13 protein-coding genes, 1 tRNA gene and 1 pseudogene are annotated in these 13687 nt (G+C 70.1%); 4 read left to right on the top strand and 11 right to left on the bottom strand.

The features are described from left to right. Positions 1-74 precede the first annotated feature (74 nt). Positions 75-641: pseudogene (locus O2W18_RS06560) on the top strand (transposase); the annotation flags it as partial. 184 nt (positions 642-825) lie between these two features. On the opposite strand, the gene O2W18_RS06555 reads toward O2W18_RS06560, so the two are convergent. From O2W18_RS06555 to O2W18_RS06545, 3 genes are all read right to left on the bottom strand, one after another. After that, a complete protein-coding gene (locus O2W18_RS06555; RefSeq protein WP_269186721.1) occupies positions 826-1077 on the bottom strand; it encodes a hypothetical protein in 252 nt (83 codons plus the stop codon). 305 nt (positions 1078-1382) lie between these two features. Further along, complete coding sequence (locus tag O2W18_RS06550) at positions 1383-2306, bottom strand: restriction endonuclease (RefSeq protein ID WP_269186720.1); 924 nt, start codon at positions 2304-2306, stop codon at positions 1383-1385. A gap of 404 nt (positions 2307-2710) precedes the next feature. Beyond that, the gene (locus O2W18_RS06545) at positions 2711-3574 is read right to left on the bottom strand and encodes a phosphotransferase (protein ID WP_269186719.1); all 864 of its coding nucleotides are present in this window, start codon (positions 3572-3574) and stop codon (positions 2711-2713) included. A gap of 254 nt (positions 3575-3828) precedes the next feature. Between O2W18_RS06545 and O2W18_RS06540 the strand changes: the two genes are divergently transcribed. Then, positions 3829-5232: a hypothetical protein gene (locus O2W18_RS06540; RefSeq protein WP_269186718.1), complete on the top strand. Its 1404-nt coding sequence runs from the start codon at positions 3829-3831 to the stop codon at positions 5230-5232. Positions 5233-5446: 214 nt separating this feature from the next. Here O2W18_RS06540 and O2W18_RS06535 read toward each other — a convergent pair whose 3' ends face one another. Both O2W18_RS06535 and O2W18_RS06530 read right to left on the bottom strand, forming a co-directional pair. Further along, complete coding sequence (locus tag O2W18_RS06535) at positions 5447-6682, bottom strand: site-specific integrase (protein ID WP_269186717.1); 1236 nt, start codon at positions 6680-6682, stop codon at positions 5447-5449. Between the two features lie 79 nt (positions 6683-6761). Beyond that, a tRNA-Asn gene (locus O2W18_RS06530) sits at positions 6762-6834 on the bottom strand. Between the two features lie 148 nt (positions 6835-6982). Between O2W18_RS06530 and O2W18_RS06525 the strand changes: the two genes are divergently transcribed. Next, positions 6983-8065, top strand: a complete 1083-nt coding sequence (locus O2W18_RS06525; RefSeq protein WP_269186716.1) for a GGDEF domain-containing protein — start codon at positions 6983-6985, stop codon at positions 8063-8065. A 67-nt stretch (positions 8066-8132) separates the two neighbouring features. Further along, positions 8133-8345: a hypothetical protein gene (locus tag O2W18_RS06520; protein ID WP_269171460.1), complete on the top strand. Its 213-nt coding sequence runs from the start codon at positions 8133-8135 to the stop codon at positions 8343-8345. Between the two features lie 7 nt (positions 8346-8352). On the opposite strand, the gene O2W18_RS06515 is transcribed toward O2W18_RS06520, so the two are convergent. The 6 genes from O2W18_RS06515 to dusB all read right to left on the bottom strand — a co-directional run bounded on the left by O2W18_RS06515 (position 8353) and on the right by dusB (position 13622). Continuing rightward, positions 8353-8913 (bottom strand): hypothetical protein, encoded by a 561-nt coding sequence (locus O2W18_RS06515; RefSeq protein ID WP_269186715.1) that lies wholly within the window; start codon positions 8911-8913, stop codon positions 8353-8355. Then, on the bottom strand, positions 8910-10796 hold the full coding sequence (dnaG, locus tag O2W18_RS06510; RefSeq protein ID WP_269186714.1) for a DNA primase: 1887 nt from the start codon (positions 10794-10796) through the stop codon (positions 8910-8912). The genes O2W18_RS06515 and dnaG overlap by 4 nt, the downstream gene beginning before the upstream one ends. After that, positions 10796-11275, bottom strand: a complete 480-nt coding sequence (locus O2W18_RS06505; protein WP_269186713.1) for a hypothetical protein — start codon at positions 11273-11275, stop codon at positions 10796-10798. The genes dnaG and O2W18_RS06505 overlap by 1 nt, the downstream gene beginning before the upstream one ends. A gap of 8 nt (positions 11276-11283) precedes the next feature. After that, the gene (locus O2W18_RS06500) at positions 11284-11913 is read right to left on the bottom strand and encodes a YdcF family protein (protein WP_269171455.1); all 630 of its coding nucleotides are present in this window, start codon (positions 11911-11913) and stop codon (positions 11284-11286) included. A gap of 70 nt (positions 11914-11983) precedes the next feature. After that, positions 11984-12442 (bottom strand): Rv0361 family membrane protein, encoded by a 459-nt coding sequence (locus O2W18_RS06495; protein WP_269186712.1) that lies wholly within the window; start codon positions 12440-12442, stop codon positions 11984-11986. A gap of 22 nt (positions 12443-12464) precedes the next feature. Then, positions 12465-13622 (bottom strand): tRNA dihydrouridine synthase DusB, encoded by a 1158-nt coding sequence (gene dusB / locus O2W18_RS06490; RefSeq protein WP_269186711.1) that lies wholly within the window; start codon positions 13620-13622, stop codon positions 12465-12467. Between the last annotated feature and the right edge of the window lie 65 nt (positions 13623-13687).

Raw genomic sequence — 13687 nt, 5'->3', positions numbered from 1 at the left:
CACCGACGACTGACCACCGGAGGGGGTTCACTTTCACCCGACGCTGAGGGGTCCACTTTCAGCCGTCGTTGACACAGGCGGCGTTGCGGGCGCCGGCGCTGCGCCTGGCCCCGCAGATCGAGGCCGCCTACGCGGCGATCGTGGCCAGCCACGTCCGGCTCATCGCCGGGCTGAACAGCGAGATCACCTCCCTGCAGGCGGTGGTGGCCGAGGGTTTTGGCCGACACCCGGACGCTGACATCGTGACCAGCCAACCCGGACTGGGACCGATCCTGGGCGCCCGGGTACTGGCTGAGTTCGGTGACGACCACGCCCGCTACGCCGACGCCAAGGCCCGCAAGAACTACGCCGGCACTTCACCGATCACCCGCGCCTCGGGCACCCGCCGACTCGTGCTGGCCCGCTACGCGCGCAACAAGCACCTGGCCGACGCCACCCACCAATGGGCCTTCTGCGCGCTCACCGCCTCACCCGGCGCCCGCGCCTACTACGACACCCTCCGCGCCCGCGGCACCGGACACCACGCCGCCCTCCGACAACTCGGCAACCGGCTCGTCGGCATCCTCCACGGCTGCCTCGAAACCCGAACCACCTACGACGAGAGCACCGCCTGGCCCGCCATCACCGCCGCCGCGGCTTGACCTCCCGAACCATGGGATGTCTGAGCGCACGCGAAGAACGGATCTGCGCCGCATCGTGCGTGAGCACCCCGAGGCCGCCGCGCACGTGCTGAGCAGCTGGCGTACGAGGTGTGCCGTCCGCAGCACCGGCTGGGTGCGCGACCCGACGCCCCCGGAGGACGAACCGGCGCCGCGACGGCTCGTCTCAGGCCCAGGGGTTGAGCGTCCGCCCCGTCGACCGCAGCGCGGGGTACGCGGCGCCGTCCCAAACCCGCTTGGCGTGCGGCGCAATCGCGTTGATCCCGATCAGGCCGCCCAGCACCACCGCCGAACCGATCAGCGACCCCAGGACGTCCTCCTCCTGCGAGTTCTGCTCGCAGCACGCGCAAGTCGGCGTTAGGTACGACAGATTGTCGAGCTCCTGCTGGGCGGTGCAGGTCGGGTCGGTGCAGGTCATGCGGGCACGGTAAGTGCGACGTCGGGTTGGGCCGGCGCGACGCGCGACCGCGTCGCCTCGGTCGTCACGGGCGGAACTCCGACCCCACAGGGACGCCCAGCTCGCGAGGTCTCGCACAGCAGCACGCGTAAGGCGGCGTGGTAGGCGGCGGCGCGCCAACGTAGTAGCGCCGCCGGACCGGTCGGCTGAACCGAGCGAACCCTGTAATGCGCGCGGCTACCAGTCCTCGGGTGGATTCGCGGGCGCAGTCGCGATCGCAGCCGCCGCTTCGGAGCTTCCGTTCGCGATGCCGGCGCACTCAGGCGTCAGGTCTCGTAACGACGGACGAGCTCGTCGATGCGCTCGTCGACGAGCGCACGCGCGTGCTGTTCCCCGCGCAGCAGCTTGAGGACATCGGCCCGATCGAGCAGGACGACGGCTCTGTCGCGGGCGTGCTCGCGAGCTTCCGTCCGAGCAGGCCCCGTGAACCCGCTCATCGATACGTAGATGCCCAACACGATGGCCGGGCGGTCACGGGTGAGCTTGCCGATTAGCTCGCTTACTGCCAGCCGGTCGACCGGTTCGGCGTACCAGCGGCACTCGACCAGTGCCCGAATGGGGCGGTGTACGAACAGGTCGACCTGTTCACCTTCGCGGTGCTTGCCCTTCTCGACCTCGAAGCCGTGCGCCGAAAGCAGCTCACGCATGAAAGGCTCCAGCTTGAGGCCCCGCGCGTTGGGGTTGTCCATCGCTTCGAGGGTCCCGAACTCGTTGGCAAGCTCCCGCAGACGCGCACGGTTCGTGCCGTACCCGCTGAACTCCGCGAATCCCTCAGCGAGGTGCCGATCCCGCTCGTGATGGTCGGCGAGCACCCATCCGCGCAGGCCGAACGCCTTGATGCGCTTGTGCGCCCACACGTTGATAGGAAGCGTTCCGCGGTCACTCATAGCCTGCTGCTCGACGTCTTCGGTCTCGAGCAGCTCCAGGTCGCCGCTCAGGCCGGCGACCGCGCGGACCTGATCCTCCAGGTTCGGCGCATGAAGGGTGTCCCAGTCCGCGAGGACTGGGTCCTCCCACATCTCAAGTACCTCCCCCTCATCGACCTCCGTCGGTGCGGCGAACACCCACGCCCGCAGCAGCGACGCGACCACGGTGATGCGCGTGGGCTGCATCAGGGGGAACGCGTCGGGGTGGTCGCGGAACTGGTCGCTGTAGAACATGCCGACCCGCTCCCGGTAGTCGCCGAGCACCAGGGGCCAGTACGCCCGCGAGTCCTCGACCCACGCGGCCGCCCACTCGCGACTCGCTACCCGCGACGTCCCCTCAGAGTCGAAACGCACACCCGCCACGACCGGAAGCGTGCCACGGTTTGCGGAACGTCCGCGCCTCGCCGCGGCCGTCGGCAATAGAAGCTCGAGTCCGTGAGACAGCGGGCTGTCCCATAGCGGGCCGCTGCAGGACACGGCTGGGCGCGCCGCGAGGGCGGCCTATGGGACAAGGGCACCGACTCCGGCTACACGGTCGCAGCCACAGCCCCAAGCCACTACGGCCGCTGCTAAGTGCTCCGACGGTCGGAGCGCTCCTGAATGCAACGGCACCTTGCCTCGAGTCGCCAATAGTGCAGCAGGGTCGGACACGATTCGAAGGCGTGTCGTCAGGAGTGCCAGCGCCACGCTCGGCCTGCCGCTGCAATAAGGTCGGTGGTCGCATGGTCGCCACGGCATGGGGCCATGCCCACCTCGGCCTTAATTAGTTCTCGGGACCCAGCCTGCAGAATGCATTCGATGGCTAGCATCCTTTCTGCAAGCCCGCGGTCAGGGAAAGATTCATTCATCGACCAGTGCTCAAGTAGCACGTCGGGCTCGCACCCAGGTCCGCTTAGGCGCGCTGCCCACCGTGCCGCATCGAAGCTCGGATCCCCGTGAAGGGCGGAAGGGTCGATGAGATACAGGCGCCGACCTTCCGTGACGAGGATGTTTTCGGTCGTCAGATCGCCGTGTAGCGGTCCCGCCTCGCCCGCCGCGTATGTATCCTCAGCCCGGCCTATCCATGCCGAGCTTAAGCCGTACCCGCAGCGCTGTAAGGCGCTCACAGCGGCGCAGAAGCGCGGGAGCATCGTGTCGAGCAACTGACGAAGCACCACTCGGGGTGCGAGCCTAACGTCGTGCATCCTCGGGCCGAACCGGGAGATCTCATCGGTCATCTCGAACCGGTCCTGCGGAAGTGACGGTCTCGGGGCTTGGCCGGATAGACGCTCAAGCGCGAGCCAGTCGCAGTTCGAAGTATCGCCGAAGCTTACTCGTGGTACAGGTACGCCTTGTTCCCTCCATAGAGTCAGGAGGGTTCCTTCCCCTGGATGCGGTCGGGCATAGACCTTGAGGACGATTTCCTCGGCTGAGGTCCCGTCGGCGAATTTGAAGTCGCCGGGAGCGAAGGCAAAGACGAACCGAGGCTTGTTGTCAAGCGCCAACGCCTCCCTGTACGCGCCCAACCCGAGCTGCCCACAGACCTCGAGCATCGCGTCTGCTGCTGAAAGGAGGCTAGCCCGACTGTTACCTGCCCCCTCCGCGGCAGCAAGTTGTCGGTGGACGTCGGCTTGAAGTCGGCTGAGCCCTAGCATCTGCGCCGCCCGGAATGTGACCGCAGGCGTCTGCGGTCACCGGTCGAACGCTGCGTCCCCGCTCCAAGCTGACTGCCAAGAGTCGCAGAGCGTGTCATCCTAGTGGCGCCCGCGAATCAATCAGTACCCCTGCCGATCCATCCTAGTCGGAGGTGAGTTCACTGGCTTTTAGTCGGACCCGCACCCTAATATCCGTTTCTGTCATCGTACTCCTCATTGGCATCGGCTTCCTCGCCCAAGCGTTGGAGGCGGATGAATGGCACTGGGACGACTGGGCAGCGATGGCCTCATCCGTGCTGTTGAGCGCCTTATTCTTCCTCTTGGCGCGCAGCATTGATCTCGATAGCGAACAGAGGGCTGCGGCCCAACAGAACGCCGTCCGTGAACTATCGCAGACCATAGCGAACGCACAGCTCATGTCGACCGTTGGCAGCCTGCAGAGAATCGGTTCACGGACGCTCGCTGGTGTGCAAGAACAGGCCCTGCGCATCTCCGCCGACTCGCTCGCCGCGCTCGAACACTTCAGCAATGCTAGCGAGGCAGGACTTCGGCGGCAGTTGATTATGGCGATCGAAACAGCGTACACCAATCTGGCATTCAGTGCCCTGAGTCGCGGCACTATGTTGCCTCGCTTCATGTGGACTCAGATAAGACAAGGCGCCGGCGAGGTGCGGAAGAGGCTTGAACAGATCGGGACTCACTACGCAGACCTCCTCAGTGAGGAGGACGAGCGATCACTTAATGAGCTCACAAGTCATATTGCTTGCGTCATGGAGACGGCCGACCGGCTCAGGCGAAGAGGGCTGTACGCCACCGCACCCGACGATAAGGCGTTGGCACCGGAGGTCACTATTGCTGAGCTGAGGTGCTTATACCGCCACGAGCTGGCCGTTTACCACGACTGGCGTGTCCTCTCTGGGGAGAATGTCAAATGCCGCGTCGAGCTTTGGCATGCAAGCGATATTGGGGACTGGCACACACCTTGGTACATCAAACCCTCAGATGGCGGGTGGGTTCCGACCAACTTCAATGGCGAGGACTTGAACGAGGAGGCAAAGTGGGACAAGATTGAACTTGAGCACCCGCTGCCTGTGCATCCGGAACCACTGAGCGTTCGTGAGGTGCCACCCGGAATGCGATCTCGCGGCATCTCCCGAATGGCCCGGCTGGTAGAAGAGCAAATGAACGGCATCATCTCTGTACTTGTGTACGAGTTGGCAGATGCCGACGAGAACGGCGCCTTGAAGCGGGAGGGGAGTCCGACCGGCGAAGGTGGAAGCGCTGCCGAAGAAGACGTGAGTAAACGGGCGGCACCGCGCATGATCTTAGATGGAAACCATCGCGCATTGGCAGCCTATCGACTTGCCGCAAGTCCTGCATCAGAGGACCGTTCCGACGGGCCATTCGTCATCACTTATGTGATCAAGGAGCAGAGGTCGATAACCACGGAAGGATCGACGGCTCGGTGGAAGGGCATGTGGCGAGGCTTCACCCCTGATATCGACAAGCTTCGAGTGAGAATCGAGAGCGTGAGGGAGCAACGCGCGACCTCGTGAATGTGATCTTCCTGCTGATCTTGTTCGTCACGGTTTTGATGTGTAGGACCGCAGGATCGGAGGCAACTGCACCAGTGCTGCAGCGGTGTCCCATATTGGGCCGCTCAGATACACCCCCGGACCGCTGCCCGATCGGCGTCAGCGGAGGGACGTTGGCCGTTGTGGCTTAGACATCGTCGATCGGGTCGCCTACCCGTCAAAGCAGGCGACCCGGTCACCGGCCAAGCACGCGCGCCGCCTCGGCGCTGACCACCTGGCGGCCGAAGTAGACGTCCAACGTCATCGAAGGGTTGGCGTGGCCCAACTGATCGGCCACCTGGCGCGGGGTGAATCCTGCTTCGTCCAGGCGGGTGGCCACGGTCTTGCGGAAGGTGTGCGAGGTGACCCAGGACCACGGGCCCTCGGCGCAGCGGACCGGGCGGCCGGCGGCCGTCCGGCTCGTCGCCGGCTGGAAGCCGGTTCCGCCACAGATCTCGCACTCGAAGGAGTCCAGCAGCTGGCGCAGGTCGCCGGAGACGCTGTTCGGGTCGCGTAGCGTCCCGGCGAACGGCGCGGAGAAGACCAGCTCGGTGTCCGGCCGGTGGGGTGACGCAAGCCGGCGGCGCACCATGTCCACCGCGAACTCGGGCACCGCGATGATCCGCCAGCCGGCGGCGGTCTTGGTGCGCGGCTGCACGACCATGCCCTGGTTGGGCACCCGCACCGCGGTGGCGTTGACCTCCCACGTGCCGGCGTCCAGGTCCAGCAGCGGCCGGCCGGCCGTCTCACCCGTGCGCAGCGCCACCGCCTCGCCGATGCGGGCGCCGGTGGCGAGCATCCAGTCGACGATGTCGGCCAGATCGAGCTCGGCGGCGCGCGGGCTGGCGTGGAACAGCTCGACCAGCCGGGCGGTCTGCCCAGCGGTCAGCGCCCGCGGTGCCTTCTTGGCGGTGGTGTCGATCCGAACGGTGGCGTCGCGCACCGGGTTGGCGGTGAGGGCGCCATCGTCGATGGCGAGGGAGAACATGCCGGACAGGCACGCCCGTGCAGTCTTGGCAGCACCGGGCCCACTGCGTTTGGCGATCGCGGTGAGCGCTCGGCCGACCCGGCCGGGGGTGACCTCCTGCAACGTCAGCTGGCCGAAGGCGGGCAGCACCGAGGTGCGGATCACCGAGCGGTAGGTGCGTTCTGTGCCAGTCGACCAGCCGTGGTCGGCGTCCAGCCACGCCTCCACCAATGCCGACACCCGGGAGCTGGCGGTGATGACTCCGACTCCCCCGGGTCCGCGGCGGGCGGCCAGCTCGGCCTTCAGCGCCCGCTCGGCTGCGGCGCGCGAAACGCCCGTCTTGGAGACCAGCCGGGTGCGGCCGTCGAAGTCCCGGAAGCGGGCGCGGGCCTGGACCTCACCGCTCTGCAGGAGCAGGTACCCGATCTTGCCGAACGTGCCCACCGGCAGCGGTGGTCGTCCCATGCGGCACCTGCCCTCATCGGTTTCCGATGAGTTGATGATGCCTGGCGGGAAGCTCCAAAGCTATAAGCCCTGGTCAGAGCTCCCCCGATAGGACTTGAACCTATAACCCTGCGATTAACAGTCGCATGCTCTGCCAATTGAGCTACGGGGGATCGGCGGGTGGTGCCCGCGCGCCCACAGAGATTACCCCACGCCTGACCCGGCGATGGGCCGGGGGTGGCATCCGGCGGGTCGCGTCTTCGGCCACCCACCTGGGTGAAGCCGCTCAAGGCAGGTGGAGCCGGTGCCGACGCTGTCTACATGCGGGAGCGGGGCGAGCGAGCGGCGGCGTACGTGAGCCGCCACATCGAGTGGCGCGCCGTCACGCTCCTCGCCATCTGCCTGACCGGCAGCATCCCGCTGTTCGTGGTGAGCGGCTTCCAACGCTCGGTCGGGGCGCACGCCGACGCCAAGCTGGCCGCACTCGGCGCCTCGATCTGGGGGTGCATGGCCGGCTACGTCGCCGTCCGCCGGCGGCTGGGGCCCCGGGACGGCGCCGTCATCATCGGTGCGGCCAGCACGATCATGATCGTCGAGGGTCTCTGCCAGCAGGAGATCACCATCCGCTGGCTGTGCGCTGCAGCGCTGGTCGTCGTGCCGGTGGCCGCCGCGATGCTGCTCCGGAGCCGGGCCGTGGCCGTCACCACCGTGGTGGCGCTGGCGGGTGTGGTCGCGATCAGCCTGACCCTGCCCACCCCGCCGCTGCTCCGGGCCTACTCCGCGCTGACGATGGCAGTCATGATGCTGGCGCCGATCACCGTGGTCACGCTGCTGGTCCGCCGCATGCAGGCCGCCCGCGACCTGGCCCGCACCCTGGCGGTCACCGACCCGCTGACCGGGCTGTCCAACCGCCGAGGCATCGACGCCCGGGCCGGGTCGATCGTGGCGGCCGCCGCTGCGGCGGGCGAGCAGGTGACCGTGATGGTGCTGGACCTCGACCACTTCAAGACGGTGAACGACACCCACGGGCACGCCGTCGGCGACCGGGTGCTGACCGAGGTCGCCGGCGCGATGACCCGGATCGCCCGCGCCGACGACCTGCTCGTGCGCCTCGGCGGGGAGGAGTTGGGCTGGGTCGCCCACTTCCCCGGACCGGAGCAGGTCACCGGGGCCGCCGAGCGACTGCACGCGGCCGTGCGGGACCGGTCGGACCCCGACCTGCCTCCGGTGACCGTCAGCATCGGGGTCGTGAGCGCAGACCCTGCGCCCGGTCAGGAACCCGTCGAGACGGTCCTCTCCCTGCTCAGTACCGCCGACCGCGCGCTGTACGAGGCCAAACGGGCCGGCCGCGACCGGATCGCCTACGCGCCGGGCCACCCGCGCGCGCTGAGCCCGACGTCCTGAGCTCGACGGGTCGGAACCGGGCAGTGCCGGTAGCGTGATCACTTCCGCCCAACCCAGGAGGTCCCCCGTGGCCAAGCTGTCCTTCATCGCCGGCTTCGGCGCCGGCTACGTCCTCGGCGCCAAGGCCGGTCGCGAGCGTTACGAGCAGATCCGCCGCCTCTACAACCACGCCAAGGACGACCCGCGCCTGCAGACCGCGGCCGGCATGGCCCAGGCCCGCGCCGACGCCGCCGTCGACTCCGTCAAGGCCCGGCTGGGCAACGAGACCGGCAGCAACTGACCCCGGGTCAGCGGCTGGGGTCCTCGGCGTCCACCGCTGCGGCCAGGCGGTCGCGGGCGACCTGACGCGCCACCGGGTCGTCCCGGTCGGCGTCGTCGTCGAACACGACGGTCCACTCCCGCGCCGCCTGCCCCGGCACCCGGCGGGCCACCAGTAGCACCCCGCCCCCGGTGGGCAGCGGGTGCCTCTTGCTGGTGACCACCGTCCGGTCGACCCGGGCGCGCAGCACGCCCGGCAGCCCCCCGGCCTCGCGCAGCACGTGCCGCTGGGGGGCTTCCCGCGCCTGGACCCCGGGCTCGACGTCCACCAGCGGCGTGATCACGAAGGTGCCGCCCTCACCGGCCGCGCCCCACCGTGCGGTCCCGATCTGGTGCCAGGCCAGCGGTGCGGTGGCCTCCCCCGACCCGGCCGGGACGACACGCAGACCGCGCGAGGTCGCCACGGTCCACCCGCCGTCGACCCGCTCCCCCCACGCCAGGACCTGCTCGTCGGCGTCGCCGGCGAGGGCTGCGCGCACCGGCTCCGGCGGGCGGGCGAACTTCGCGCGCATCCGCGCGAGCAGGCTCACGGGGTCAGCCCGCCGGCGGCGCGCTTGCGCAGCGAGATCGCCAACTGCTCGAGGTCCATCAGCTTCTTGAACGCCCGCATGTACTCGTCCTGAGCCTCGATCGGGTTGGTCCGTTGCAGTTTGCCCTTGAGCGCGGCGATCTCCCGGACGGTGGCCATCTCGTGCAGCCGGGCCATCAGCGCGTTCACGTAGGTCGGGTCGTTCTCCCCCACCGCGTGCAGCGGCTCGACGGCCAGCGCGGTCAGCATCGCCTTGGCGGTGTCCCGGTCGCAGTGCGCCGTCACCTCCTCCAGCCACGCCGCCCCGCTCGTCGTCGCCCCCGCCGCTCCCCCGGCCGCCGACACCGCGGCGGCGACCGCGGCGTAGTCCGGGTGCGTGTACGAGCTGGGGTCCACGGCGTCGAACTGCGGCCCGGCGATCTCCGGGCACTGCAGCGCCGCCTTCACCGCCTCCCGCTCCACCTCGACCGCCGCGTCGTCCGGCGTCCGCTGCGGCGTGCGCGGGCGCGACCTCGGGCGCTCGCCGCCGTTCTCCCCGGCCAGCTGACGCACCCGGGCGACGACCTCGGACTCGTCGGGCAGGCCGAGCAGGCCGGCCAGCCGCCGGGCGTACGCCGGTCGCAGGGCGTGGTCCTTGATCTGGGCGAGCAGCGGCGCCGTCTTGTCCAGCGCGGCGAGCCGGCCCTCGACGGTGTCCAGGTCGTAGTCGGCCAGGTGCGTCCGCAGCACGAACTCGATCAGCGGCGTGCGCCGGGCGATCAGGTCACGGACGGCGGCGTCCCCGTGGGCCTGGCGCAGCTCGCACGGGTCGCGGCCCTCCTGCTCGACCGCGACGAAGGTCTGGGCGACGAAGCGCTGGTCCTCCTTGAAGGACTTCATCGCCGCCGCCTGGCCGGCCGCGTCGCCGTCGAAGGTGTAGACGACCTCCCCGCGGAACTCGTCCTGGTCCATCAGCAGCCGGCGCAGCACGTTGATGTGCTCCGGCCCGAAGGCGGTGCCGCAGGAGGCCACGGCCGTGGTCACGCCGGCGACGTGGCAGGCCATCACGTCGGTGTACCCCTCGACGACGACGGCCTGGTGGTTCCGGGCGATGTCGCGCTTGGCCCGCTCCACCCCGTAGAGCACCGAGCTCTTCTTGTAGAGCGGGGTCTCCGGGGTGTTCAGGTACTTCGGGCCGGGGTCGTCGTCCATCAGCTTGCGGGCGCCGAACCCGATGACGTCGCCGGTCAGGTCGCGGATCGGCCACAGCAGCCGGCGGTGGAACCGGTCGATCAGCGTGCCGCGGGAGGACTCCTTGGCCAGGCCGCCGGTGACCAGCTCGTCCTGGGTGTACCCCAGGCCGCGCAGGTGCCGGGTGAGGGTGTCCCAGCCGCCGGGGGCATAGCCGCAGGCGAAGTCCAGGGCCACCTGCCGGTCGAAGCCGCGGTCGGCGAGGAAGGAGCGGGCCGGGGCGGCCTCCGGCGTCATCAGCTGGGCGGCGTAGAAGTCGGCGGCCGCGGTGTTGGCCGCCACCAGCCGGGCGCGCTGCCCGGCCTGCGCCCGGCTCGGTCCGGCGGTGGCCCGGCCGCCGTCGTCCTCGTACTGCAGCTGCACCCCGGCGCGGCCGGCGAGCAACTCGACGGACTCGGCGAAGGACAGGTGGTCGATCTCCTGGACGAACCGGATGACGTCGCCACCGACCCCACAACCAAAACAGTGGTACAGCCCTCGCGAGGGCGTCACCTGGAAGGACGGCGACTTCTCGTCGTGGAACGGGCAGAGCCCCTTGAGGCTCCCGCCGCCGGCGCGCTTGAGCTGCAGGTGCTCGCCGATGATCTCGTCGATCTTGGTCCGCTCGCGGACCGTCGCGATGTCCGCGGCGCGGATGCGCCCTCGCCCGGCCATCAGCCCGCCGCCGCGGCGATGCGCCGCCGGCCCAGCACGAACTCGAACCACAGCAGGAAGACGGCCGAGTCCAACGGCAGGCCGGGTTCGGTGGTCAGCGTGGGCCGCGGCTTCCAGCCGCCGGTGGTGCCGCTCTCGGCGAGCCGGCGGCCACCGCTGTCGTAGCGATGGGTGCCCTTCCGCACCGACGTCCTCGCCACGTCGACGGCCAGGCCGTCGAGCTCCATCGACCAGGTGCCCTTCCACGCCGAGACCTGGCGGGCGTGCAGCCGCACGCTCTCCGCCGGTTCCTGGGCCCATCGCCCGACCAGCTCACGGGTGCCCTGCCGCTGGAAGGCCCAGTGCCGGTTCCCCACCTCGGCCGTGGCCTTCTCCTTCCAGTTGGCGGCGCGCAACGTCGCCACCACGGCACCGTCGGAGAGCACCGGGACGGTGCCCCGCTCGGTGCCGTGCGATCCGCTCTTGCCCAGCTCCAGCACGGTTCTCCTCAGCCGATCCCGGGTGCTCCGGCGACGCTCTCGCCGGTCGCGCGGTAGAGCAGGTAGGCGGCGGTCTCCCGCATGATGTAGCGGAACTGGGTGGTGCGGGTCTGCACGGCCGGCCCCTGCCGGGTCGGTGAGCTCCATGCGTCCAGCCCGGCGTCCTCGGCCATCCGCTCGGCGCGCATCGCGTGCCACGGGTCGCTGACCAGGACGGCGCTGTCCCAGTTCCGGGCGTCGAACTCGGCGGCCACCGCACGCACGCTCTCCAGCGTGTCGACGCCCTCCGGCACGGCCAGCAGCGCATCCGTCGGCACGCCGGTCTGGGCCAGGTAGTCGCGGCCGGCTTCGGCCTCGGAGAACTCGTCGCCGGTCGCCTTGCCGCCCACCGTCACGATCACCGGGGCCACCCCCTCCTCGTAGAGCTCCCGGGCGTGCTCCAGCCGGGCCTCGAAGATGGACGACGGGACGCCGTTGTACTGCGCCGAGCCCAGCACCACGATCGCGTCGGAGGTCGGGCGGGCGTCCTGCCGGGCGATCCACCAGATGGCCGAGGCCGTGGACGCGGCCAGCAGCAGGGCCGCGGTCACCGCTGCCCCGAGCACCCGGACGACCAGTCGCCCCGCCACCGCTGCCACCCGTCATGGGTACCACGGCCGGCTGGCACCGGCGGAACCCCTGGGGACGGCGTGCCGCCTGCGTCTGGGCTCACCCAGCAGCGGTCGTGCCGCAGACCTTCGTGCCGCCCTCGGGCACCACCGTCAGCTGGCTGGTCGTCACCGCGCCGTCGTCGTCCCAGCGGACGTCGACCAGCTGCACCGGCTCCCCGTCGACCTCGCTGTCGGTCGCCCCGGTCACCGTCGGGGTGCCCGGCTGCAGGTACTGGTCGGCCAGGTCGGCGGGGGCCACCCGGGCGCGCACGTCGTCGCAGACGAGGCCGTAGGCGGTCTCCAGGTCACCCTGGCTCAGCGCGGCGGCGAACACCCCCGCCACCTCGCGCGCCTGGTCCTCACCGGACCCCTTGAAGAAGGGCATCAGCGCGACCATGACCACCGCCACCAGCACCGTCGCCCCGAAGATGCCGATCAGCAGCTTGTTGTGGTTCTGCGGGGTGCCGGTGTGCAGCGGCGCCGGGTCGTCGTCGTAGAGGAAGGGACCCTGGGTCACCGCTGGACTCCTGTCGTGGTGCTCATCCGCCGCTCACCAGCAGCTCGGCCCCGGCCGGCGGCCGGGGGTCGTCGCGGTCGGCCAGCCAGCCCTCGGGCAGCGCGACCGGCCGCGGCGGGGTGGTGCGCCCGCGGGGCGCCCCGAGCACGCCCTGGGGGTAGGGCTGGTCGGGGATCGAGTCGAGCAGGCCGGCGAGCTCGTCGAGGCCGGAGACCATGGCCAGTGCCCGACGGACGTCGGAGGCGACCGAGAAGCCCTTGAGGTACCAGGCCACGTGCTTGCGGAAGTCGCTGCAGCCGTGCACCTCGCCCTGGTCGGCCGCCAGCAGCGTCGCGTGCCGGTGCATGATCTCGGCGACCTGCCGGAAGGTGGGCATCGTGCGGTGCGGCGAGCCGGCGAAGGCGGCGGCCAGGTCGCCGAACAGCCACGGCCGGCCCAGGCAGCCCCGGCCCACGACGACGCCGGCGCAGCCGGTCTCGGCGACCATCCGCAGCGCGTCGTCGGCCTCCCACAGGTCGCCGTTGCCGAGCACCGGGATGGACACCTCCTCGACCAGCCGGGCGATGTGCGACCAGTCGGCGGTGCCGCTGTAGAGCTGGTCGGCGGTGCGCCCGTGCAGGGTGATCCCCGCGGCGCCCTCGTCCTGCGCGATCCGGCCGGCGTCGAGGTAGGTGACGTGCTCGGCGTCGATGCCGACCCGGGTCTTGACCGTCACCGGGACGTCGCCGGCGGCCTGCACCGCGGCGCGCACGATGTTGCCGAACAGGCGGCGACGCCAGGGCAGGGCCGAGCCGCCGCCCTTGCGGGTCACCTTGGGCACCGGGCAGCCGAAGTTGAGGTCGATGTGCGCGGGGCGGGTGCCGGCGACCTGCTCGTCCACGAGCATCTGCACCGCGCGCCCGACGGTGGCCGGGTCGACCCCGTACAGCTGCACGCTGAACGCGTCGGCCTCCCCAGGGGCGGCCTGCACCATCTTCAGCGTCTTGACGTTGCGCTCGACCAGCGCCCGGGTGGTGATCATCTCGCACACGTAGAGCCCGGCCCCGAACTCCCGGCACAGCGTCCGGAAGGCGGGGTTGGTGATCCCGGCCATCGGTGCGAGCACCACGGCGGGGTCGACCGTCAGCCCACCGAGCTGCAACGACGGCAGCGCCGTCGTGCGCGAGAGGGTGCTGGTCACGACCCCAGGGTAGGTGGGCCGGCGGTGTGCCCGGGCTCACGGCGCCGAGGTGGGTCAACCCGGCT

Origin of the sequence: Modestobacter sp. VKM Ac-2983 (genome assembly GCF_026967885.1) — a bacterium.
Classification (GTDB): domain Bacteria; phylum Actinomycetota; class Actinomycetes; order Mycobacteriales; family Geodermatophilaceae; genus Modestobacter.
The sequence above is the reverse complement of the archived record's forward strand: the minus strand, read 5'-3'. Positions and strand labels throughout refer to the sequence as shown.

Excerpts from the sequence above, each read along its gene's own strand:
- O2W18_RS06555 (WP_269186721.1), bottom strand. The coding sequence starts at position 1,077 with ATGACCTGCACCGACCCGACCTGCACCGCCCAGCAGGAGCTCGACAAT.
- O2W18_RS06545 (WP_269186719.1), bottom strand. The coding sequence starts at position 3,574 with ATGCTCGAGGTCTGTGGGCAGCTCGGGTTGGGCGCGTACAGGGAGGCG.
- O2W18_RS06535 (WP_269186717.1), bottom strand. The coding sequence starts at position 6,682 with ATGGGACGACCACCGCTGCCGGTGGGCACGTTCGGCAAGATCGGGTAC.
- O2W18_RS06525 (WP_269186716.1), top strand. The coding sequence starts at position 6,983 with ATGCGGGAGCGGGGCGAGCGAGCGGCGGCGTACGTGAGCCGCCACATC.
- dnaG (WP_269186714.1), bottom strand. The coding sequence starts at position 10,796 with ATGGCCGGGCGAGGGCGCATCCGCGCCGCGGACATCGCGACGGTCCGC.